Origin of the sequence: Vibrio pomeroyi, assembly GCF_024347595.1 — a bacterium.
Taxonomy (GTDB): Bacteria; Pseudomonadota; Gammaproteobacteria; order Enterobacterales; family Vibrionaceae; genus Vibrio; species Vibrio pomeroyi.
In genome coordinates this window covers 231,504-251,368 of record NZ_AP025507.1, presented here as the reverse complement: position 1 = coordinate 251,368, position 19,865 = coordinate 231,504, and the positions used below count along the sequence as shown (strand labels likewise).

Sequence of the window (19,865 nt, the reverse complement as noted above, 5' to 3'; positions counted from 1 at the left end):
AAGGCGTTACTGTTAACCCCAAAGTGTTTTTTGTGTGTGATGTTTATCACGAAAGTTGGGCTGGGGTGCATTTTGGGAATGTTGTGATACATTTTAATCAACTTTTGAGCACACACTTTCGGTCATTTGACCAACCAATACACTACGGGGTTCTACCTATGTTATCACCAGAAGCTAAGATCAAGGTTCAAAACTTTGGTCGTTTCTTATCTAATATGGTAATGCCAAACATCGGCGCATTCATTGCGTGGGGTTTCATTACTGCACTATTCATCCCAACAGGTTGGTGGCCTAACGAAACGTTAGCATCAATGGTTGGTCCTATGATTACATACCTTCTACCACTATTGATCGGTTACACCGGTGGTAAAATGGTTGGTGGTGACCGCGGTGCGGTAGTCGGCGCTATCACAACAATGGGTGTTATCGTTGGTACTGATATCCCAATGTTCATGGGTGCAATGATTGTAGGTCCACTAGGTGGTATCGCAATTAAGAAATTCGATGAAGCTGTTCACGGTAAAGTGAAGAGTGGTTTCGAAATGCTAGTGAACAACTTCTCTGCTGGTATCATCGGTATGATCTGTGCAATCATCGCGTTCATCGTGATTGGTCCTGCAGTTAAAGTTCTGTCTTCTGGTTTAGCGGCTGGCGTTAACGTGATGGTTGAAGCAGGTGCACTACCTCTTGCATCTATCTTTGTTGAACCTGCGAAAATCCTATTCCTAAACAACGCAATCAACCACGGTATCTTCTCTCCACTAGGTATCCAGCAATCTGAAGAAATTGGTCGTTCAATCTTCTTCCTAATCGAAGCGAACCCAGGTCCTGGTTTTGGTCTTCTACTTGCTTACATGGTGTTTGGTAAAGGTAGCGCGAAGCAATCTGCTGCTGGTGCTTCTATCATCCACTTCCTAGGTGGTATCCACGAAATTTACTTCCCTTACGTTCTAATGAACCCACGTCTAATCCTTGCTGTAATCGCAGGTGGTATGGCGGGTGTATTCACTAACGTAGTGTTCGATTCTGGCCTTATCTCTCCAGCATCTCCAGGTTCTATCTTCGCAGTATTGTTGATGACACCTAAAGGCTCTTACATCGGTGTGATTCTTTCTGTTATTGCTGCAACGGCTGTGTCTTTCATCGTAGCTTCAATTCTACTTAAGACTTCAGCTCAAGGTGACGACGAAGATTCACTAGAAAAAGCCTCTGCTCAAATGAAAGACATGAAAGCGTCTTCTAAAGGTGCAGCAGCAGAAGCAAACGTAAACCTAGCGGATGTAAAAGCGGTCTACGTAGCGTGTGATGCAGGTATGGGTTCGAGTGCAATGGGTGCTGGTCTACTTCGCAAAAAGGTAGCAGCAGCAGGCCTAGACATCGAGGTAACCAACTACGCAATCAACAACCTACCTGCTGATTCGCAAATCGTTATTACGCATAAAGACTTAACAGACCGTGCACGCAAAACCGTACCGGGTGCAATGCATATGTCTCTGAACAACTTCCTAGACGGTGGTGTATACGACCAGCTAGTTGCTGAGCTTACCGACGCTCAAAGTGGTGAAGCAAAAGTAGAAGCTCCGGCTCCTGCAGCGGCTCCAGCACAAGAAGGCAACAAACTTGCACTGACTGACGACAGCATCTTCCTTGGCCTAAAAGCGACTCAAAAAGAAGACGCAATCAAGTTCGCTGGCGACCAACTGGTAAAACTTGGCAACGTATCACCTGAATACGTAGCTGGTATGTTTGCTCGTGAAGAGCTTGTGTCTACCTACCTAGGTGAGTCTATCGCAGTACCACATGGCACAATCGAAGCGAAACAATACGTACAAAAAACCGGCATTGTTTTCTGTCAGTACCCTGAAGGTATTCAGTGGGGCGAAGATGAAGATGATATCGCTAAGATGGTTATCGGTATTGCCGCACAAGGCGATGAGCACAACATGGTGCTGATGGCTATTACCAATTCACTTGATGATGAAGAAGCTGTGGAATGCCTACAGAACACAACAAACCCTGCTGATGTTCTACGTATTCTCAACGGAAACTAAAAAGCTCTAGTTAAGCTCCTGAGTGAAGGAGGCCGGTATCCCCCTACTGGCCTCATTTTCGGTCTTAATCTCTCTAAGAAGATTCAGTCTGAATAGCTTACTGCTTAATGCCTAGGGCACATCGTCAAGGCATGTTGTTGAGCAGTTAGCTATCTAGATTCAAATATTTATAAGGTCAAAATTATGAAAGCGTTACATTTTGGTGCAGGTAATATCGGTCGTGGTTTCATTGGTAAGCTTCTTTCTGACGCTGGTATGAAGGTTACGTTTGCTGACGTAAATGAAACGGTTGTAAATGCGTTAATTGAACGCCAAGAATACCCAGTTAAGATTGTTGGCGAAGAGTGTGTTGTTGAAGTAGTTAAGAACGTGACAGCAGTAAACTCGGCAACAAGCGCAGTTGTAGATTGCATTGCTGAGTCTGACATTGTGACGACCGCTGTAGGTCCTACTGTTCTTAAAATCATCTCTAAGTCTATCGCTCAAGGCATTGAAAAGCGTGCAGCAGCAAACAACACTGCACCAATGAACATCATCGCGGCAGAGAACATGGTTCGCGGTACTAGCCAATTAAAAGCAGCGGTTCTAGAGCACCTTTCTGATGAAATGAAAGCCTTCACTGAACAGCACATTGGTTTTGTTGATTCAGCGGTTGACCGTATCGTTCCACCGGCAGAAGCTGGCGAAACAGACCCACTAGCAGTAACGGTTGAAACGTTCAGCGAGTGGATTGTAGACCAAACGCAATTTAAAGGTGAGATTCCAAACATCCCAGGTATGGAATGCACGGATAACCTAATGGCTTTCGTTGAGCGTAAACTGTTCACACTAAACACAGGCCACTTGGTAACGGCATACCTTGGTGTGCTTGCGGGTCACGAGACAATCAAAGACTCTATCGAAGACGACAAAATCCGCGCTGAAGTAACAGCAACGATGGAAGAGAGCGGTGCAGTTCTGATCAAGCGTTACGGCTTCGATCCTGAAGCGCACGCGGCATACATCCAGAAAATTCTTGGTCGTTTTGCGAACCCGTTCCTACGTGATGAAGTGGATCGTGTTGGCCGTCAGCCTATTCGTAAGCTGAGCCCACAAGATCGTCTAGTCAAGCCATTGAACGGTACGCTAGAATACGGCCTTCCTAACGCACATCTAGTAAAAGCGATCGCAGCTGCGTTCCATTACAAGAATGAAGATGACCCACAAGCGGTTGAACTTCAGGCAATGTTCGCAGAAAAAGGTTTTGCTGAGACATTAGCGCATTATTCTGAGCTGAATAGTGACTCAGAAGTTGTTAAACTAGCGGAACAAGCTTATCTAGCATTGAAATGATAAATCATCAAAGTGCCACACCTGTGGCACTTTCTTATTACCGAGCCGTTATGCCAATACATCCTAGCCACGAAACTGAATTACTCGAAGCCCTATCAGAAGCTGAGAGCGCTGGCGCCTGCCTAATGGCAGCTTATGATGCATTGGATGACACGGTGGATGCGGTTTTAAAAAACATTTTCAAGAAAGACGACACGGCGATTAAATTCGTTGTCGAGCCACTACTCAACAGTGGTGGGCCTTTAGGCGAGATCATGGTTCGCGGTAAGCTTCTATTAGGGCTTGGTGTGATCAGCAAAGAGCTTTATGACGATTTAGAGGTTTTCGTAACCTTGAAAGAGTGGGCGAAAATACAAGGTGAAGACACCAGCTTCACGGAAGTTGACGTTATTTTTGAGCTTAACAAGGTACACGCTATTCAGCGTATTATGCCTATCGAATATGATGCAGAGATGGTGGAAACCATGTCTGGCCCTATGCTTCAAATGTTCTTGGGCAGACACCATCAGAAAGTGAAGTCGACGATCGTTTTGGCTATCACGGACATCATCAATACCTTATGCCGCGATAACGCTTTGAGTTCTTAGTTTTCGTTATTCAGCGTTTTCTTTACAATTCGGCTCGCTACAACCTGTTTTACCCATCCTAGAATTTACAGTTATTGCGATTTCTCTTGCTAGAGGAGTCGCTTTTTTGTATTTGCTTCAGTATTTATCTTAGTTTTTTATCCGACCTTCTTAGTTATCACTCCCTCCAACTATTAATTCTATTCCTTAATCATAATCTTTTGGTTGCTCGGTTTACGGACCGTGAATTTCAGGCACAAAAAAAGCCACATACAGTGGCTTTTTTGATTCAACAAAACCTTAGATTATAGGTCTTGGATGTTTTCAGCTTCTAGCTCTTGGAAGTAGCGTAGAGTCTTAACTTTAAGCTCTTGTTGAGCTGGCTCATCAGCAACGATGATAGCTTTACGGTGCATCTGTAGAGCTGTAACAGTCCACATGTGGTTTACAGAACCTTCGATAGCCATTTGAAGCGCTTGCGCTTTGTTGTGGCCTAGAGAAAGGATCATTACTTCTTCAGCGTCTAGAAGAGTAGCAACACCGATAGTTAGTGCGTATTTAGGAACTTGGTTGATGTCGCCATCGAAGAAACGAGAGTTCGCGATACGAGTGTCTTCAGTCAACGTTTTGATACGAGTGCGTGAAGATAGAGAAGAACCTGGTTCGTTGAATGCGATGTGACCGTCGATGCCTACGCCGCCCATGAATAGGTTGATTTTGCCGTAAGAACGGATTTTCTCTTCGTATGCTGCACAATGAGCATCGATGTCTTCAGCTTGACCGTCTAGCAGGTTGATGTTTTCTGCTTGGATATCAACGTGGTTGAAGAAGTTCTCGTGCATGAATGTGCGGTAAGACTCTGGGTGATTTGGTTCGATACCAACGTACTCATCCATGTTGAATGTTACAACGTGCTTGAAGCTAACTTCGCCAGCTTTGTAAAGTTCAATTAGCTCAGCGTAAGTAGTTAGAGGTGTGCTACCAGTAGGAAGACCTAGTACAAATGGACGCTCAGCAGTTGGAGCGAACTTGTTGATAGAATCTGCGATGTGACGAGCAGCCCATTTACCTACTTTAGCTTTGTTGCTTAATGGAATAAGTCTCATTGATTTTGCCCCTAGAAATTAAATTTTATAGTGTTCTGAAACATTAATTCGCATTATAAAATAAGTTATCGAGTTCCGCTATTGTTTTAGGTCAAGTTTTTGCTTTTTTCGTCGTATCTGTGACTAGAACTCTCAAAATTGCACAATAATTGTATGGATATTTGGTGGCGTTAAACAAGATTAATACGCTTGTCATATACAGAAATGTTGATTTGATTCAGTGCCTGAAAGGGTCTGTGCGTTTCTGCAGATCTATAAGCTTTGGCTCATTAAAGAGCTTCAGCGTGCTCACGGGCTTTGAGAGTATCGTTGAGGCGTGAAAAATAATGATGGCAATGTGCCACTATCGTGATAAAAGGAAGTTGTTAAGCGAGGTTAGAAGAATTTAGCTGGGCTAGATACCCACTTGAATGGCTAGGGATAGATGTTGATTCACGCTATCGCTATGAATTATCTATAAATATTGGTAAAACCGAACAGGTTAGCTAAACTTACCTATTACGAAGAAAAAGCGAGCTTGAAGTGTAAACCTTGAAGACAAAAAAAGCCCAAAGTGATGAGGTATCACCTTGAGCGATTTTACTAATCTTCTAACACTAACTCACTTTCGTATTCTTCCCTAGGCACTTCGCCGCGTTTGCAGCCGTTTAGGGTATGAAAGCGACGGCGTCCACGAGCCAGTTGAATGTACTTCAACCAAACACGCTCTAACTTGGACTTTGCCTTATGAGGGTGAGACAACACTTTGATGAAGTGCTTTTCTTCTGCATTGGTTGGTGTTAATTCACCAGTCTCAAGTGCAAGCATAGTGTCACCAAACAAGGTTAGGATTTCCTCTTCTGACAGAGTAAAATCACCCGACTTAGCGAACCCTCGTGGGAATTTAATGGTGTCATAAAAACGTTTTTTTCCGTGACGGAATTCGGTCTCAGACATATCAGCCTCAGTAATGTGGTTAGATAGAAATTAGTGTTTATTGCTCACGCGAAAATATTGTTAAAAGGCTAAAATAGGAAACAAAACGTTTTTGCCTTTACGATAAACAATCCTAGATCGGCTAGTTAGCAGATTTATTACAGAGATGTATTTGATGGATGTGAAAGTATTTAGAACCTTTCTTGAGGTTGCAAGGGTGCGTCATTTTGGGCGTGCAGCTGAAAACTTGTATTTAACGCAAGCGGCGGTGAGTGCGCGAATCAAACAGCTTGAAGGCTATTTTGATACTCAACTCTTCATACGTGACCGTAATAACATCAAGCTCACATCTTCTGGTGAGCGTTTGATTGGTTACGCTGAAGTGATGGTGTCCACCTTACAACAAGCCAAATTTGAACTGTCTTTAGAGAGTGGAAAAGCCTTACAGCTAACACTCGGCGGCACACCTAATATTTGGGATGCGTATTTGCAAAATTGTTTGAGCGTGGTGACCGATTCTTTTGGTGGTTACGGCTTCATGGCAGAGGTGATGGGGCGTGAGCAACTGAACCGTAATTTGCTAGAGCGAACCTTAGATATGGCTTTCGCTTTCGATCAGATCAAAGCAGAAGAGCTGAACTGTAAAAAAGTCGCTGATCTGGTGTTGGTGTTGGTATCGACACAGCAAGATGACCTGGAATCTGTGTTCCAACATAAATACGTTTATGTTGATTGGGGCACGCGCTTTGGTTCTGAACATGCAGAGCGTCACCCTAAAGTGCCCGCGCCATACCTACGTACTTCAACCGCGCGTATTGCCCTCGATTTCATTTTAGAGAAAGGGGGCAGTGCGTATTTGCCAGTCTCTCTAGTCGAACCTTTTATCGATTCGGGCCAGCTACATAAGGTGAAAGGGGTGGAAGACTGGTATCGCCCAATTTACCTAAGCTACCGTAAGAGCAGCACCTCGGTGGATGCGATCATGCAGGTTGAGAAATTGGTTAATGAGATTGACCCATCGACCGCTTACACGTTGCAACAAGCCGCTGAACAGACGCCAGAGTAATGGCACGCGCAGCCAGCAATATGCTTTGTTGACGAGATAAAAAAATGGCTCCTAACTAGTTAGGAGCCATTTTTGTTTTAAACCAGAGATGTACTTCTTTTAGGAACTAGAGTTCATTTCTCATTCCAATAAAATCGTTTAAGCCTGGTATACCTAGCCCTATTTAAAGGCTCTATAGTGTTAACACACTTATAGGTTCATTAGATTCTCAATAGACTCTTCTAGAGAGTGTGACATGTACGAATGGATTGTGTGGCCATCCGTTGCGTCAATCTCAATCTTAGAAATCCCGTTATCTGCTTTGCCTTCAAGAAAGCTTAGAGACTGTTCGACTGATTGACTGGTGAGAACCTGTTGGTTTGATAAAACAATACGACACGTGTGAAGAACCATAGCCTTTTCCTTTTTATATTCGATAGGTCTCTGCATCTTTGGCGTGCTAAGTACCTATCGTTGACGTTGTGAGAAGAATGCCTTCTCTAGGTTAAATTTAGTCGAATTGAATAAAATTAAAACCCTTTTTTGTGATTTATATAACCTTCGCTTCCGAAAGTGGCTAGCGACTCTGGTCGTTCACGGTAAACTTTTAGTTATCGGAGCCAAAATTATGGCAAATGGGAAGAACACATCATGTCGAAAAATATCCATCACAACAGTACCTTAACGAGTGAGCAGTGCCATTTAGCTCGATATGCGCGAGATTCTCGATTTGATGGGATGTTTTTTACGGCGGTGAAAACGACCGGGATTTTCTGTCGTCCTATTTGCCCTGCGAGTCCGCCTAAAGAAGAAAACGTTGAGTATTTTTCTCATCAAGCTCAGGCACTAAAGGCAGGTTATCGTCCTTGTTTGCGTTGTCGACCAGACAGCGCGCCTTTCTCTCCAGCTTGGAAGGGCGTTGAAACTACTTTCTTGCGCGCCTTGCAGTTGATTGACAACGGCGCACTGAATACGGGCTCAATCGTCGACCTTGCGACCCGCTTAGGCATTTCCGACCGTTACTTGCGAACCTTGTTCGACAATTACATCGGGGTGTCACCTAAGCAATATAGCCTGTATAGCCAGTTGATGTTTGCTAAGCAGTTGCTGCACACCAGTAGCATGAGCATTACCGATGTCGGCTTTGCGAGTGGCTTTAATAGCACGCGCCGCTTTAATGATGCCTTTCTAAAAGAGCTGAAGCTTTCGCCAAGCCAAATCCGACGCTCTAAGCCAAACAACAACTTGAGCAATCACATTCAGCTTGGTTTTCATGGTCCGTTAGATTGGAAACACCTGTTGGCTTTCTATCGACGAAGAATGATTGAAGGTATAGAAGAGGTCGGTGAGGACTATTACCAGCGCACGGTGAATGTGAACGGCTCGAAGGGCTGGTTCAAGGCCACTTTAGTCAAAGGTAACCGCTTGGATATTGAGTTTGAGTTAGACGATATCAATCAACTAAGAAGCTTGATCGCCAATATCCGACGCATGTTTGACCTAGATGTCGACATTGCAAAGGTCGAAGCCTTCTTCACAACTATCGACCCTAATTTGGTTGCTAAAAGCGGCATTCGTATCCCTGGGGTGTGGAGTGCTTGGGAGGCCGGAGTAAGAGCGATTCTCGGGCAGCAAGTTTCGGTCACCGCAGCGATTGGTCAGCTTAACCTGTTGGTTAGAGAGCTTTCTGATACAGATAAGAAACCTTACTTCCCAACACCAAAACAGATCGCTGAGGCGGATGTGAGCTTTTTAAGAATGCCGGGAAGTCGCAAGGAAACCCTAAAGCGTTTTGCCGAGTACATGGTCGACAACGAAGCCGAGCATCCTTCTAAGTGGATTGAACTAAAAGGCATTGGCCCTTGGACGATTCAATATGCGCTGCTTCGGGGCTTGAGCGAACCTAACCATTTGTTAGTCGGTGATTTGGTTGTGAAGAAATTCATCGAGCATCGTCCTGATATTAATGCACAAAGCGTGTCGCCGTGGGGCAGTTACGCCACATTCCATTGTTGGAATCAATCTTAATCGGAATACTAAGCTAGGAGATATCATGGCTAATCGTTTTACTTATTATGAGAGCCCATTAGGCATCATTACTTTGCAAGCTAATGAGCAAGGCTTGCTTGGCGCTTGGTTTGAAATCCATACCACGAAGCCAGAACAGTTGGGCGAACAAGACGATAACTTTCCGATCTTTGAATTGGTCACTGAACAACTTAATCGTTATTTTGCTGGTGAGGTTATTCAGTTTGATGTGCCGATCGCCGCCAAGGGAACGCCGTTTCAACAATCGGTTTGGCAAGCTCTCACTACCATCCCTTATGGAGAAACATGGAGCTACGCTCAACTGGCTGAAGCGATCGGCAACCCGAAAGCCGTGCGTGCGGTGGGCTTAGCCAATGGTAAAAATCCAGTGTCAGTGATTGTGCCGTGTCACCGCGTTATTGGTAAAAATGGCAAACTGACAGGGTATGCGGGCGGTGTAGAACGCAAACAGCGCTTGTTGGTTATTGAGGGAAGAGCAGAAGAATAAACCGTTATTCAATGGGAATGACGGGTTAAGTTGAGTATTAGTCGCTAGTGAGTGCTAGGAGTTCTGTAAGCGTTACTTTGCAATAAAAATGCGACTTTGCAATAAAATCGTCACTTTGTGGAAAATACCTATTTGGTTGCATATCCTTTAACCATGTTCTCTAGGCAAGGATGCCCAAATGAATAGCCATCACTTTCTGATAATTGGCTGCAGTAGCGTGCTATTGCTGACGGGTTGTTTAACCGATACCAGTCGCCCCTTCGAAGTCCCACAACTTGTCTTGTTCAAGGGCATGTATGAGAATGCCGATAATGACAGCTATCTGCTTTTTGAATCGGGACAAGTGACCTATCAAACCACGGATAACACAGTTACACGCAGTTATAGCGTCGACGATGACTTGATTATCATTGAGCTGAACTCAGGAAGTAGCAGAACGGATTCAGATTTGGTGATGCGAATTCAGCATCAAGGTGAAGTGCTTACATGCAATACGTGTCCAGCGATGCAATTGAGCAATGTCTGGACACGAATTGAGAAGCCGAACAAAGGTTCATCGAATTAGAAAAGAGCACCATTCAGCCATAGGTGAGCGGCGATACTGACCGCGTAGCCAATCATGATCACTGGCATCCACTTCAAGTGACCAAAGAAGGTGTATTTACCATGCGCCGCGCCCATTAATGCCACACCAGCGGCACTACCAATCGACAATAAACTACCGCCGACACCTGCCGTTAAGGTAATCAATAACCAGTTGCCGATCGACATTTGTGGTTCCATGGATAGCACAGCAAACATCACCGGAATGTTATCGACAATTGCAGACAAGATCCCAACCATGATGTTCGCCCAAATTGGATCCCATTGGCTATACATCACGCCAGAGGCCAGCTCTAAATACCCAAGCAAGCTCAAACCACCGACACACATGACAACTCCGTAGAAGAATAGCAATGTGTCCCACTCGGCATGTGAGACTCTTCGAAACACATCAAAAGGCACCACCGAGCCGAGTCGCTTCAGGGCACCTTCATCGTTATTGGCAATCGCCACCGCTTTTTTCTTCGCTAAAGAATTAGGTAGAGTTTTACGCAAGAAATAGCCAAAGAATTGTAGATAGGCGAGGCCCATCATCATGCCCATGACTGGCGGGAAATGGAGTACAGCATGGAAAGCAACCGCGGTCGCAATAGTCATGATGAAGAAGAACACGATGCGTCTTGCGCCACGCTTGAGTTCGACATGTTGATGCACGGTGTCGGGCTGAGTTGTGGGAACAAAATACGACATGATTAAGGCTGGTACCAAATAGTTCATCACCGATGGAATGAACAACGGAAGAAACTCAGTAAAGCTCACGTAACCTGCCTGCCACACCATGAGCGTTGTGATATCTCCGAACGGGCTGAACGCCCCGCCAGCGTTGGCAGCAATCACGATATTGACACAGGCAAGGTTGACGAATTTAGGGTTGGATCCCGCGACCTTGAGAACCACGGCACACATCAAGAGAGCTGTGGTGAGGTTATCTGCAATAGGGGAAATAAAGAACGCCAAAATACCGGTTAACCAGAACAGCGAACGGAAGTTAAAGCCTTTTCCGACCATCCACGCTTGCAGGGCATCAAACAATCGTCGTTCTTCCATGGCGCTGATATAGGTCATGGCCACTAGTAGGAAAAGTAGCAGCTCGGCGTATTCCAATAGGTTGTGTTCGAGGGCTTGCTTAGCCACTTCAACAAGGTTGTGTTCTTGGTAGGTGAAACCAATGATGATCCAGATGAGACCTGCAGCGAGCAGCACAGGCTTGGACTTTCGGAGCTTAAGATATTCTTCCATCATCACGACTATGTAGGCAATGACGAAAATGGTCAGTGATAGGTAGCCAGCAAAGGAGCTGGTGAGCTTGAGAGGTTCTCCTAACTGCGATGTGGCAGCGCCCGCTACTGTAGAAAAGAAAAACAAAGAGAGAACAGCAGAAAGCTGGATACCTAGCATGGATTACGCTCCGAAGTTAATAAGTCATTAACACGGGTAAAAGCGTAGACCTAAATAACCATGTGGGGTGTGATAGATATCTTAATAATTCAACAGATTATGGTGAAAAAAGTAGATTAGTTTGGAAACCGTCGATCGGGTCGAAAAGCACAGAACGGAGTGAAAATTGTCGATCAGAGGAAAATAGAGGTTAGGTGAAAAAGCCCTACCGAACTCGGTGCCGATAGAGCTTATTCGACATTGCCAATATTATGCAGCATCGAGCTCAAACGTCATTGTTTGCTCTGCAGCACATACTTCAACAGGCCAGCCGTAGGATTGGTATTCCAACGCAAGTTTGTCCGCTACTACGCGAGATACCGTTGCAGTGATCCACATGCCTTTGCCCATTACTTGATATTTAAGTGTTCTCATTTCCATAGTAGTCACCGTTCTCCTTCTATATTGGCAGCGCGAAGTCTATAGCACCTCTAATGGCTGGAATTTCGAATCAAGCTCAAATCCTTTATAAAATGGCTCATCGCTTTAGCTCGGCTCAAAACTCAATTAACGAGAGGCAAACGGTTGCATTTTGGAAGCGAAATCACGATTTAAGTATTTGTATTATAATAAAATATATTTCATTGCTGAAACCTATGTAAGAGATCTCTCACATAATTATCAGAGATCGGACTGTGGATAGGTTTTTCTCTTGAAGCCTGATTTGTGTGTCGATTCTGTATGTTTTCGGTTGCGCTGTTGAAGCGGATTATGATTAGTTTTGTATTTGAAATATGAGAATTTTGTCAGTATGTATTTCTATATCTAAACCATAATCACAGTTTTATATGTTGTTGATGTTCTTTCATTCAAACTTATACGCTATTTGATTTTGGTCATTAACCTTTTGCTCATTAGTTTGCACTATCTATACGTGTTCTGTTCCACATAAACTAGATGTATAGAGGTCCTTATGACTAATCCAACCAAAACCGATCGTAAAGTCACGATCGGCAGTTATATCGCACTCGCCTTTGCGATTGTGTTCTTCTCCGGCTTAATGCAGTCGAATGAATGGTATGGCGTGTTCGATTTTACAACGCTCAACGGTTCATTCGGTAAGGTCGCTTACGATGTGAGTGAAACGGCCGATGGCATCCAAGCGGCGACCACCTCTTTGCGTGGTAAAGGCGGTAATGGTGCTCGCGACGGTTTCATTTTTGCTTTGACACTTATTCCGACCGTGATGTTTGCACTGGGTATGATCAACGTACTTGAGCACTATGGTGCGCTGGATGCGGCTCGCAAACTGCTTACTCCTCTACTTCGCCCTCTAATGGGTATTCCGGGTAACTCTGGCTTGGCATTGATTGCTTCTCTGCAAAGTACCGATGCGGGCGCAGCGATGACGCGTCAGCTAAAAGACGAAGGGCATCTAACTAAGCGTGAAACCGATGTCTTTACTATGTTCCAGTTCACGGCGGGTGCCGCGATCGTTAACTTCTTCTCGTCGGGTGCCGTGTTGTTCACTCTAACTGCGATGGATGGCTCTTTGGCGGTAACCTCGTCAATCGGTCTTGCTGTAGCGGTGATGTTCATCTTCAAGTTTGTCGGTGCAAACCTGTTCCGCATTTACCTCAACATTACTGAAGGCAAAGAAGACAAACCAAAATCAGACAAAGAGCAAAAACTGGAAGAGGAAGTAGCATAATGAGCGAAGTTAAAGCAAAGAAACCTATGGTTACTGATATTTTCGTTGAAGGTGCTAAGAAAGGCTGGGTTATTGCGACCACCTCGACCGTACCAAATGTTCTGATGGCGTTTGTTATTATCAAGGCATTGCAGATTACGGGTGCGTTGGATCTGATGGGTAGCGTGTTTGCTCCAATCATGGCGGTGTTTGGTTTACCAGGTGAAGCAGCAGCAGTATTGATTGGCGCGTGGATGTCGATGGGTGGTGCAGTAGGTGTGGTTATCACGCTGTTTGACCAAGGTATCTTAAACGGCAACCACATTGCTATTTTGGCACCAGCTATCTACTTGATGGGTTCTCAGGTGCAATACATGGGCCGTATCATGGGACCAATCGGAACTGAAGGTCGTTACATCCCAGTGATGATCGCGATTTCGGTATTGAACGCATTTGGCGCGATGTTCTTGATGAACATCATCCTGTAGTCTGACTTCTGAATCTTTATAAGTTTTAGAAAAAGGAAAACCCGTTTGGTTTTCACCAAACGGGTTCTGTTCTTTTTCGTAGCCATCCTGCTACTGACGTTGTTACTTATTTTTCAATAAGGTAACGCATGCTCCCTGCATCGTTCCTTGACTTGGCTAAATCCTTTAACCTATCCAATTCATCGCCGTCCTAGCGGTGTCCTTACTAACTCATCATCCTGACAAGTGACTCTATCCTAGAGCATAACTTCCTTGCTGATAACTCATCCTAAGTCATCAAATCTTCGTCCTGAAGATACCTAATCCGTTAGGCTTTTTCCTGTTCCTGCCAACTCCCTGTCGACATGTGTATTAAACCCTCTAAGGGCTTTGGTCGCAATTCACCTTGGTAAATAAATATCCTCGCTAACCAAAAGAATTATGCGTGGATTCATACAAAACAAGGGCTTGGGTTTGTATTTTAGGATTTTTCTGCGAAGCTTGATTGTGATCTCTTACGTTTGATGTGAGAGATCTCTTACAAGTGTTCGGGCGTGAATATCCTTCTATGTTGACCCCTCCCGTCAATCGGCAGGTGAAACACACCCAACAAACTCCAAGTAATAGGAAAATATGATGGTAACAGCACTTTACGCAGCCTTGCTGACGGTCGTAATGATTTGGTTAGCGATTGAAGTTATTAAGCAGAGGCGAATCAATCTTGTTGCTCATGCCGATGGCGGTGTTGAGTCGTTGCAGATAGCACGCTCGGCACAAAGCAACGCAATGGATTACATCCCAATCACGGTTATCTTGATGGGATTGTTAGAGATGAATGGTGCCGATGTATGGCTTATTCATGTATTGGGTGTGGCGTTTATTCTAGGGCGAGTGATTCATGCAAAAGGCATTTTGGCAAAGAACTTCAAAGGTCGAAAAGTGGGGATGGTGTTAACGCTTATCTGCATGATCTCTTTGATTGTCCTAAACTTAGTTTACCTACCTTTTGATAAAATGTTCTAGGGAGCATTATGGCATTGCGCCTTCCTCCTGCTTGGGCGATTGTCCTCGCAGGTCTCATACTCAACGTCATGGCGATTGTCATGTCGAGCTTGGTGCTCGATAAAATTGAAGCGGAGAAAGCGGAATACAACGATCGCAGATACGGCAATGTGTATTCGATACAGTTGGCTTGGAACACGATCGAAACCCTAGAGCGCAAGCGTGAAGCGATTCTGATTCACCTTGATAAACTGTCAACAGAAGCGCCTCAACCCGCCACTGTGCTCAATGAAGCTCTGCGTGGGCAACTCAGACGTTGGGTAAGTGATGAGGTGCCGACGATCTCTTTGGATAACTTACCTAAGCTGATGACGCTGATAAACAGCGCCCAAGAATCGCAGCGAACTCGAATCGATGATTACTATTTGGATAACCTAACTCTGGTTGAGTTGATCCAGAGGCTCGATGAGAAAATGGCTTTCTACAAGAACATCGCCTTGTTTCTGCAGGTGTTTGGCTTGGCACTTATCTTAGCTCGAGACCTCGCAAGAAGACCTTAACTACAAACCTTAGTGGTTTCCTCTTTCCATTATCTGTATCGCTAGCGAGACTCGCTTGGCAGGTTCGGGTGCTGTTGGCCTTGGTACTTGGGTAGCTGCTCTTTTAACCCTTTAAAGGTGCTCAGGGCACTGCCTATCGATAACTTGTTCATAAACCAATTTGGCAAGATGCCGCCCGCATTCGCATAAGCGGTATAGGTGATGTAACTGTTGCCATTAGTGAGCGGTTGCAGCGTCCAAAGCGCATCCACATCGTAGATTCGAATGTATCCCGACTCTTTCGCCAAATAGTTGGAGGCATCCTTAATCTCTAATACAAACTGACCATCTTCAACACGGTATTTGGAGTAGGTCACCATGTCTCTATCTCGGGCTGGCCATGGCGCTTTGAATTGGGTATAGACGATGTTTTCCGCATCAGAAATCTGCATCAAGACACGACTTTCCGCTACATTTTCTATCCAATTCGGTACGTTCTCACTGTCTTCCAATAACAGTAAAAAACCGGAGTAAGTGGTGGGCGTTTGCATTTGGGCTCGTATTTCTACCAAGCCTTCACTGTGTGGTCTTTTATGAATGGCGATGCCGTCTTCACTTTTGACGAACTGCCACGGGGCAGCATAAATGCTCGTTGATAACGTGTAGAGCCCGAGTACCAAAATCCTAGGTAATATCATTATTCTTCCATGAAAAGAAAAGCTTATCTGTTAGGAGTATAGAATATAAGTAGGTTTTGTACGTATTGCCAATAGCTTGGGCGTTGACTATTTTTGGACATCTACAATGAAAACGGAAGCGTTCGGTCGCTTCCGTTTTTATTATTGGGCAATGGATAAACGTTGAATGCTAGAACTTAGAACTTAGAACTTAGAACTTAGAACTTAGAACTTAGAACTTAGAACTTAGAACTTAGAGCTTATAAGCTTCGACAGTTTTGATTGTGGTCCAGTTGCTGTTGGCGTCTTGGATGAACTCTTGTGTGTTCTCCAACCAACGCTTTTGAACCGACTTATCTAAGTTCAGGTATAACTTTCCATCTTCGACTTTCCAAGCTAGAGGGTCGGTCTCAAATTTCTTACCCATTGCCACACCAAAGGCGCAGTAACCACCATATTGAGGCGCATAAGATTGTGGGTCTTCGCGGAATTGGTCTCGGTTTTCACTGCTCACAAACTGATAAATGGCGTTTTTGTACGTGGCTGTGAATTCAGGTGTGCCTTTCACTGGCCCTTTATTGTCGAAGTAAGCCACTGGGTCATAGCCTTTAATCGCGAGATCGTTGCTGTCGACGCTCATATCAAGGTCGGCTGCCATGATGGAAAAGCTCGCACCTAGTAACGCGGCCATTAGAGTGATTTTTTGACTGGTCGATTTTAAATGTGACATATCAAGTTCCTTGTCAGTATTAGTTAACTTGTATGAAATAAATTAGCCGACTGCTCCGGTCTATAGAGGGACAAAAGAACTAAAAAGTAAGCGAATCGTTCGGAGGATGCATGGATCTGCTGTCACAACTAATGGAACACTTCTCGATACGCACCGGTGTTTTCTATTCTGGAAACTTGTGTGGGGTATCGTCATTTAACGCGCAACAGGGCAAAGAAGGGCACCTTCATGTATTGAGTGCCGGTGAATTGACTCTGTCGAGTTCGAATACAGGACACAGGAAGCTCTCCCAGCCTTGCATCGTCTATTTACCCAATAGCACACCACACGCGATTGAAGGGGTTGGAGACGGTGCAGAAGTTGTGTGTGCGAGTGTGGAATATCGTTCAGGACAGATGAATCCGTTGTTGTCTGCGCTTCCTGACGTGATCGTGATTCCTTTTGAAGACGCGCCTAACCTTATGCCGGTGATTGAGGTGCTGTTTCGAGAATCGAACCAAGAATCATCAGGTCAGCAATACCTAATGGATAAGTTGAGTGACGCGCTAATGGCTTTGATTTTCCGCCATCTCATTGAACAACAGCAAATCGATAAAGGTGTATTCTCTGCGCTGGCTCATCCGCGACTTGCTCCGGTCGTTACTGCCATTCACCTAATGCCTGCTCGTCACTTTTCGATAGCGCAAATGGCTTCATTAGCGGCGATGTCTCGAACCCAGTTCATCGAAGCGTTTAAGCGCGAGGTGGGCGAAACCCCGGGTGATTATGTCCAAAAGTGGCGTGTGTCTGTTGCTCAGTCTTTGTTGTTACAGAATAAGCCCATCAATTGGGTGGCGGATGAAGTGGGATACAACAGTTATTCTGGATTCTCCCGTGCTTTTCAGCATGTCGCGGGAATGTCGCCACGTTTATGGCTAAAGCAAAATGTGTCGTAAAGCGTTGGCTAACCCAACCTACAATATGGCTATTGGCATGAGACTGGCCTATGTTGTAGCGGAAATTGAGCGTAGTTTGTTCATTTCTTGAATGACGGTGTAAAAAGGTGGACTTTATAAGCTTGTTGTAACATCCTGCCCGTCCTATTTTATCAGACATCAATGAGACGAAGTGCCTGCTGAACATTATTCAGCCTCCCGTATCTCATTAAAGCACTAAGGAGTTCCACTTGAACCTATTTGTAAGAGACCTTACCGTTATCGATTCTTCATACATCTGTGAACACAGAGGGGTCGTAGGAGATAGTTGGATTTTAGATGTCACCATGTCTGGTGAACTAAACGAAATGAGCATGGTGCTGGACTTTAGCCGAGTCAAAAAGCAGATCAAACAGCTGGTTGATCAACATGTTGACCATCGCTTACTGCTGCCAATGAAAAACGCTGCAATCGTACATCAAGCAAGCAAAGCCGGTTACTCTAAGGTGGATGTGCTGCGTGGTGACAAGAGCCTGCACCTGCACTGCCCTGATGAAGCATACTGTCTGATTGACGCTGAAGCGATCACCATCGAGAGTGTGACCGCTCATGTTTATGATATTCTTCGCGACAACCTTCCAAGTAACGTCACAGGGTTAGAGATTACCCTTCGCCATGAAAACATTAATGGCGCGTTCTACCACTATACTCATGGCTTGAAAAAGCACGATGGCAACTGTCAGCGCATCGCGCATGGTCACCGTTCTCCAGTCGAAATTTTAGTTGATGGTCAACGCGACGAACAACGCGAGCAGGCGTTTGCGCAGCGCTGGGAAGATATTTATTTAGGTTCTAAAGAAGACCAAGTTGCGGTTTCATCACTTAACCTGAGTGAACACGCGCAAAGTGCAGATGATGAAAGTCACTATGGCTTCAGCTACACGGCGCCACAAGGTGAATTTGAGCTAGCGATTGCTAAGAGCGAAACGGAAATCTTACCAACTGATACCACGGTGGAATTGCTGGCAGGCTATATCGCGGATCAAGTTGCCCCAAGCTTGGCAGAAAACCAATCATTACAAATCGTGGCTTATGAAGGGGTAGGTAAAGGCGCGATGGCGTTCTTATAACACCTCACGAGTGAGATAACCTCAGTTCCAATATGATGAAATAAAGGCAAGATATTAAGTTATCTTGCCTTTATTTTTTGTTGCTAGTTAAACCGAGAAAGTTCTTTGCGCCATTTTTTGGTGCTAACGAAGTAGCACGCGTCGTAATGGTGTTTTTTCGATTCCAACAACTAACCCGAAGCTCAACAATGCAGTGCCAAAGAATACGGTCACGTCTTTTGCTAACTCAGTGATACCCAAAACTCCACAGACATTGAACAGCACGATAATGACCAGCAAATGGCAAACATAGATGCCTAGCATTCGATTCGAGATCGCGCGGACCCACGCGTAGTCGCCGATGTTTGGATTAGCCAAAAGCCACATAAACACGCCCATTCCCCATAGTGCCGTACCAAACAAGAAATCATTCATGTTGAATCCGACGTCGAACGTGGTTAGCCATGCCGCCTCAGTAAAGTGAATCAACATGCCTAACGAGAGTAATCCCAACGCTTTAGTTGATGACACCTTCCATTGATTCTGACGAATGAGGAAGCCTAAGGTCACCATTAACGTGCTAAAGAACGGGCCGTTACGCGTGAAAAATGGAGCGCTTAGGTCGGTTAAGCTCGCGTAGCTGCCTGCCAAGACACCATAGACGTAAAGTCCAATCGCCGTTGGTAATAGCAGTTTGTCGAGTTTCATTTCGACCATTAGAGCGATGATCAAAACGGCACATACGAGAGCGGGAATAAACCATAAATGAACCAACCCACCCTCTAAGAAAGAGTTGAGCGGGGTGTTCATTAAAAAGCCCCAATAGCCTTGGCGTTCGCCTAAGTAGCCGAACTCTTCCACCTTCGCGAGGTTGAATGGCATGACTAGACAAATAATGCTCCAAACCAACCAAACCTTAAGTAGTGGTTTAGAGTAGTTGACCACGGTTGTCCAAGGCGATGCAGTGAGCTTAGGTTGAATCAGATAACCTGAAATAAGGAAGAACAGAGGCACAGCGAAGCGAGCGGCTTGGTTAAGCACATAACCAATCCAAGGCACTTCATCGATTTGCCAATAAGTAAGTGCCATTTGGCCGTGTAAGCCAATGATCGCCAAGATAGCAATCACTCTACCCAACTCAATACTGGCGATGCGTTGTGAAGGCGTATGTTGAACGGAAGACATATCAGATCTCTAAGAAAATTT

21 protein-coding genes are annotated in these 19,865 nt (G+C 45.0%); 13 read left to right on the top strand and 8 right to left on the bottom strand.

Annotated elements, in window-relative coordinates; genetic code table 11:
* The first annotated feature begins 158 nt into the window (after positions 1-158).
* The 3 genes from OCV12_RS17290 (at position 159) to OCV12_RS17280 (ending at position 3,970) form a co-directional block, all read left to right on the top strand.
* Positions 159-2,051: a PTS mannitol transporter subunit IICBA gene (locus OCV12_RS17290; RefSeq protein ID WP_132969294.1), complete on the top strand. Its 1,893-nt coding sequence runs from the start codon at positions 159-161 to the stop codon at positions 2,049-2,051.
* A 183-nt stretch (positions 2,052-2,234) separates the two neighbouring features.
* Positions 2,235-3,383, top strand: a complete 1,149-nt coding sequence (locus tag OCV12_RS17285) for a mannitol-1-phosphate 5-dehydrogenase (protein ID WP_060469071.1) — start codon at positions 2,235-2,237, stop codon at positions 3,381-3,383.
* A 50-nt stretch (positions 3,384-3,433) separates the two neighbouring features.
* Positions 3,434-3,970, top strand: coding sequence for an MltR family transcriptional regulator (locus tag OCV12_RS17280; RefSeq protein ID WP_206598100.1), 537 nt, complete (start codon positions 3,434-3,436; stop codon positions 3,968-3,970).
* A 284-nt stretch (positions 3,971-4,254) separates the two neighbouring features.
* Here the strand turns inward: OCV12_RS17280 and nagB are convergent, their stop codons facing one another.
* Both nagB and OCV12_RS17270 read right to left on the bottom strand, forming a co-directional pair.
* Positions 4,255-5,055, bottom strand: coding sequence for a glucosamine-6-phosphate deaminase (gene nagB, locus OCV12_RS17275; RefSeq protein ID WP_132969293.1), 801 nt, complete (start codon positions 5,053-5,055; stop codon positions 4,255-4,257).
* A 582-nt stretch (positions 5,056-5,637) separates the two neighbouring features.
* Positions 5,638-5,991, bottom strand: coding sequence for a DUF413 domain-containing protein (locus OCV12_RS17270; protein WP_010432477.1), 354 nt, complete (start codon positions 5,989-5,991; stop codon positions 5,638-5,640).
* Between the two features lie 154 nt (positions 5,992-6,145).
* Between OCV12_RS17270 and OCV12_RS17265 the strand changes: the two genes are divergently transcribed.
* Positions 6,146-7,036, top strand: a complete 891-nt coding sequence (locus OCV12_RS17265; protein ID WP_017630336.1) for a LysR family transcriptional regulator — start codon at positions 6,146-6,148, stop codon at positions 7,034-7,036.
* Between the two features lie 189 nt (positions 7,037-7,225).
* Here OCV12_RS17265 and OCV12_RS17260 read toward each other — a convergent pair whose 3' ends face one another.
* Positions 7,226-7,429, bottom strand: coding sequence for a hypothetical protein (locus OCV12_RS17260; RefSeq protein ID WP_017630337.1), 204 nt, complete (start codon positions 7,427-7,429; stop codon positions 7,226-7,228).
* A 237-nt stretch (positions 7,430-7,666) separates the two neighbouring features.
* On the opposite strand from OCV12_RS17260, the gene OCV12_RS17255 reads away from it, so the two are divergent.
* The 3 genes from OCV12_RS17255 (at position 7,667) to OCV12_RS17245 (ending at position 10,116) form a co-directional block, all read left to right on the top strand.
* Positions 7,667-9,043 carry an AlkA N-terminal domain-containing protein gene (locus OCV12_RS17255; protein WP_261886671.1) on the top strand — a complete coding sequence of 459 codons (1,377 nt, stop codon included), beginning with the start codon at positions 7,667-7,669 and terminating at the stop codon, positions 9,041-9,043.
* A 25-nt stretch (positions 9,044-9,068) separates the two neighbouring features.
* Positions 9,069-9,551, top strand: a complete 483-nt coding sequence (locus tag OCV12_RS17250) for a methylated-DNA--[protein]-cysteine S-methyltransferase (RefSeq protein ID WP_261886670.1) — start codon at positions 9,069-9,071, stop codon at positions 9,549-9,551.
* Positions 9,552-9,729: 178 nt separating this feature from the next.
* Complete coding sequence (locus OCV12_RS17245) at positions 9,730-10,116, top strand: hypothetical protein (RefSeq protein WP_176679003.1); 387 nt, start codon at positions 9,730-9,732, stop codon at positions 10,114-10,116.
* On the opposite strand, the gene nhaD is transcribed toward OCV12_RS17245, so the two are convergent.
* Together nhaD and OCV12_RS17235 are read right to left on the bottom strand one after the other, a co-directional pair.
* Positions 10,113-11,552, bottom strand: coding sequence for a sodium:proton antiporter NhaD (gene nhaD, locus OCV12_RS17240; RefSeq protein ID WP_210473463.1), 1,440 nt, complete (start codon positions 11,550-11,552; stop codon positions 10,113-10,115). The two genes, OCV12_RS17245 and nhaD, sit on opposite strands and share 4 nt — an antisense overlap.
* Positions 11,553-11,801: 249 nt before the next feature.
* Positions 11,802-11,972: a hypothetical protein gene (locus tag OCV12_RS17235; protein WP_176679001.1), complete on the bottom strand. Its 171-nt coding sequence runs from the start codon at positions 11,970-11,972 to the stop codon at positions 11,802-11,804.
* Between the two features lie 532 nt (positions 11,973-12,504).
* On the opposite strand from OCV12_RS17235, the gene OCV12_RS17230 reads away from it, so the two are divergent.
* From OCV12_RS17230 to OCV12_RS17215, 4 genes are all read left to right on the top strand, one after another.
* Positions 12,505-13,242, top strand: coding sequence for a nucleoside recognition domain-containing protein (locus OCV12_RS17230; RefSeq protein WP_261886669.1), 738 nt, complete (start codon positions 12,505-12,507; stop codon positions 13,240-13,242).
* Entirely contained in the window at positions 13,242-13,709 is a 468-nt protein-coding gene (locus OCV12_RS17225) for a YjiG family protein (RefSeq protein ID WP_004737023.1), read from the top strand. The genes OCV12_RS17230 and OCV12_RS17225 overlap by 1 nt, the downstream gene beginning before the upstream one ends.
* Positions 13,710-14,324: 615 nt before the next feature.
* Positions 14,325-14,711, top strand: a complete 387-nt coding sequence (locus OCV12_RS17220; RefSeq protein WP_176679000.1) for an MAPEG family protein — start codon at positions 14,325-14,327, stop codon at positions 14,709-14,711.
* A gap of 8 nt (positions 14,712-14,719) precedes the next feature.
* Positions 14,720-15,250, top strand: a complete 531-nt coding sequence (locus tag OCV12_RS17215; protein ID WP_213864687.1) for a DNA mismatch repair protein — start codon at positions 14,720-14,722, stop codon at positions 15,248-15,250.
* A gap of 41 nt (positions 15,251-15,291) precedes the next feature.
* On the opposite strand, the gene OCV12_RS17210 is transcribed toward OCV12_RS17215, so the two are convergent.
* Complete coding sequence (locus OCV12_RS17210) at positions 15,292-15,927, bottom strand: START domain-containing protein (RefSeq protein WP_261886668.1); 636 nt, start codon at positions 15,925-15,927, stop codon at positions 15,292-15,294.
* Positions 15,928-16,159: 232 nt separating this feature from the next.
* Positions 16,160-16,636, bottom strand: a complete 477-nt coding sequence (locus OCV12_RS17205; RefSeq protein WP_261886667.1) for a YHS domain-containing (seleno)protein — start codon at positions 16,634-16,636, stop codon at positions 16,160-16,162.
* A 110-nt stretch (positions 16,637-16,746) separates the two neighbouring features.
* Between OCV12_RS17205 and OCV12_RS17200 the strand changes: the two genes are divergently transcribed.
* Both OCV12_RS17200 and OCV12_RS17195 read left to right on the top strand, forming a co-directional pair.
* Complete coding sequence (locus OCV12_RS17200) at positions 16,747-17,571, top strand: AraC family transcriptional regulator (RefSeq protein WP_261886666.1); 825 nt, start codon at positions 16,747-16,749, stop codon at positions 17,569-17,571.
* A 230-nt stretch (positions 17,572-17,801) separates the two neighbouring features.
* Positions 17,802-18,680 carry a 6-pyruvoyl trahydropterin synthase family protein gene (locus tag OCV12_RS17195; protein ID WP_261886665.1) on the top strand — a complete coding sequence of 293 codons (879 nt, stop codon included), beginning with the start codon at positions 17,802-17,804 and terminating at the stop codon, positions 18,678-18,680.
* A gap of 123 nt (positions 18,681-18,803) precedes the next feature.
* On the opposite strand, the gene OCV12_RS17190 is transcribed toward OCV12_RS17195, so the two are convergent.
* Complete coding sequence (locus tag OCV12_RS17190) at positions 18,804-19,844, bottom strand: acyltransferase (protein WP_261886664.1); 1,041 nt, start codon at positions 19,842-19,844, stop codon at positions 18,804-18,806.
* Positions 19,845-19,865 lie beyond the last annotated feature (21 nt).

Bases quoted from the DNA above. Each gene is read 5' to 3' on its own strand.
- OCV12_RS17290 (WP_132969294.1), top strand. From the start codon at position 159: ATGTTATCACCAGAAGCTAAGATCAAGGTTCAAAACTTTGGTCGTTTC.
- OCV12_RS17285 (WP_060469071.1), top strand. From the start codon at position 2,235: ATGAAAGCGTTACATTTTGGTGCAGGTAATATCGGTCGTGGTTTCATT.
- OCV12_RS17280 (WP_206598100.1), top strand. From the start codon at position 3,434: ATGCCAATACATCCTAGCCACGAAACTGAATTACTCGAAGCCCTATCA.
- nagB (WP_132969293.1), bottom strand. From the start codon at position 5,055: ATGAGACTTATTCCATTAAGCAACAAAGCTAAAGTAGGTAAATGGGCT.
- OCV12_RS17270 (WP_010432477.1), bottom strand. From the start codon at position 5,991: ATGTCTGAGACCGAATTCCGTCACGGAAAAAAACGTTTTTATGACACC.
- OCV12_RS17265 (WP_017630336.1), top strand. From the start codon at position 6,146: ATGGATGTGAAAGTATTTAGAACCTTTCTTGAGGTTGCAAGGGTGCGT.
- OCV12_RS17260 (WP_017630337.1), bottom strand. From the start codon at position 7,429: ATGGTTCTTCACACGTGTCGTATTGTTTTATCAAACCAACAGGTTCTC.
- OCV12_RS17255 (WP_261886671.1), top strand. From the start codon at position 7,667: ATGTCGAAAAATATCCATCACAACAGTACCTTAACGAGTGAGCAGTGC.
- OCV12_RS17250 (WP_261886670.1), top strand. From the start codon at position 9,069: ATGGCTAATCGTTTTACTTATTATGAGAGCCCATTAGGCATCATTACT.
- OCV12_RS17245 (WP_176679003.1), top strand. From the start codon at position 9,730: ATGAATAGCCATCACTTTCTGATAATTGGCTGCAGTAGCGTGCTATTG.
- nhaD (WP_210473463.1), bottom strand. From the start codon at position 11,552: ATGCTAGGTATCCAGCTTTCTGCTGTTCTCTCTTTGTTTTTCTTTTCT.
- OCV12_RS17235 (WP_176679001.1), bottom strand. From the start codon at position 11,972: ATGGAAATGAGAACACTTAAATATCAAGTAATGGGCAAAGGCATGTGG.
- OCV12_RS17230 (WP_261886669.1), top strand. From the start codon at position 12,505: ATGACTAATCCAACCAAAACCGATCGTAAAGTCACGATCGGCAGTTAT.
- OCV12_RS17225 (WP_004737023.1), top strand. From the start codon at position 13,242: ATGAGCGAAGTTAAAGCAAAGAAACCTATGGTTACTGATATTTTCGTT.
- OCV12_RS17220 (WP_176679000.1), top strand. From the start codon at position 14,325: ATGGTAACAGCACTTTACGCAGCCTTGCTGACGGTCGTAATGATTTGG.
- OCV12_RS17215 (WP_213864687.1), top strand. From the start codon at position 14,720: ATGGCATTGCGCCTTCCTCCTGCTTGGGCGATTGTCCTCGCAGGTCTC.
- OCV12_RS17210 (WP_261886668.1), bottom strand. From the start codon at position 15,927: ATGATATTACCTAGGATTTTGGTACTCGGGCTCTACACGTTATCAACG.
- OCV12_RS17205 (WP_261886667.1), bottom strand. From the start codon at position 16,636: ATGTCACATTTAAAATCGACCAGTCAAAAAATCACTCTAATGGCCGCG.
- OCV12_RS17200 (WP_261886666.1), top strand. From the start codon at position 16,747: ATGGATCTGCTGTCACAACTAATGGAACACTTCTCGATACGCACCGGT.
- OCV12_RS17190 (WP_261886664.1), bottom strand. From the start codon at position 19,844: ATGTCTTCCGTTCAACATACGCCTTCACAACGCATCGCCAGTATTGAG.